Genomic DNA, 1100 nt, shown 5'->3' with positions numbered 1-1100 from the left:
GCAAAAACATTAAAACAAAAAGCATCTTAAAGGAATGGCCAGAGACATTGGAAACTTTGTTGCAAACATACTTACCGTACGAGCTTTCGTGCATTATCAACTTCAATATGGCCAAACTCTGCAGCACATGCCCTGTATTACCCGCTATGTATAGTGTGGATGGCATGCAGGAGTTTACAAACAGCATTTTGGGTATTAAACCCGCTCCGTCGCCTGCATTATCGTCAGAAAGTCTGAACACTCTAACGGATTATTCTCGGGATTCAGGCAGTGAGGCTTCTGGGGAGGAGCTGCATGCTGATCGTCAAAATCAGTCAACAGCCATTCACGAACAAAGTGACCTGGTAGCCCAACTACAACGGCCACTAGCAAGCCAGTCTGCAATGGAGGGAATGGATGCAGTTGGAGGTGCCTCAGGAGAAACTAAACGATGTTCAATTTGCTGTGGAGCAATGACAGAAATGATGACGTTCGAAAATTGTGAACACGCAGGTTTTTGTGAGATTTGCGCTGAGCGAATTACACATGAGCAGAGCGGGTGTCCCTTTTGTCGAATAAAATCGAAATCATACAAGAAGGTTATTGATACGTCTTTTCATTGAATGTGCGTGCAGTGCAATAGTATTGCACGGTGCTGTGTTTGCTTGATGTAGTAGTTTAGTTGTTTTAACGAATTCAGGTGAAAGTATGAGCTTAGGCCATTCCTTTAAGATGCTTTTTGTTTTAATGTTTTTGCTTTTTTATCAAAATGGACTAGCAAACGACGCCTATGATCTTGAAGAATTGCGCGAGTATCTCAAGACAAACTGGAAGCCGCCTTCAAAAATAAAACAAAGGTTTACAGGCCAACCCGCTATGAACCCACTTGAAAACATCCATATTGGCTTTGTCAGGATTAATTTGGCCTCTGACGATGTTTCCGGGGATGAGCGACTGGAAATCTGTGAAAATTACGAGGTTGATGACCAAGACTTTAAACGTTTGATCAGCTTTTATTATAATTATGTGAACATGGATGAACAAAGTCAGATAGTTCGCATTCAAAGAGTACTAAGACTAATATATCATCTATTCACTATAAATATAAATAAGATCAATAC

At 40.9% G+C, this 1100-nt stretch carries 2 protein-coding genes; both read left to right on the top strand.

What is annotated here, in order from left to right; all coding sequences use genetic code 11:
• Positions 1-602 (top strand): RING-HC finger protein (locus KDK17_RS11025; protein ID WP_257288094.1); only part of this gene is annotated, 602 nt, incomplete at its 5' end.
• Between the two features lie 85 nt (positions 603-687).
• The coding region (locus tag KDK17_RS11020; RefSeq protein ID WP_257288093.1) for a hypothetical protein at positions 688-1100 on the top strand (413 nt) is incomplete at its 3' end.

It is taken from the genome of Endozoicomonas sp. SESOKO2, from assembly GCF_024606245.1.
Classification (GTDB): Bacteria; Pseudomonadota; Gammaproteobacteria; order Pseudomonadales; family Endozoicomonadaceae; genus Endozoicomonas_A.
The sequence above is the reverse complement of the archived record's forward strand: the minus strand, read 5'-3'. Positions and strand labels throughout refer to the sequence as shown.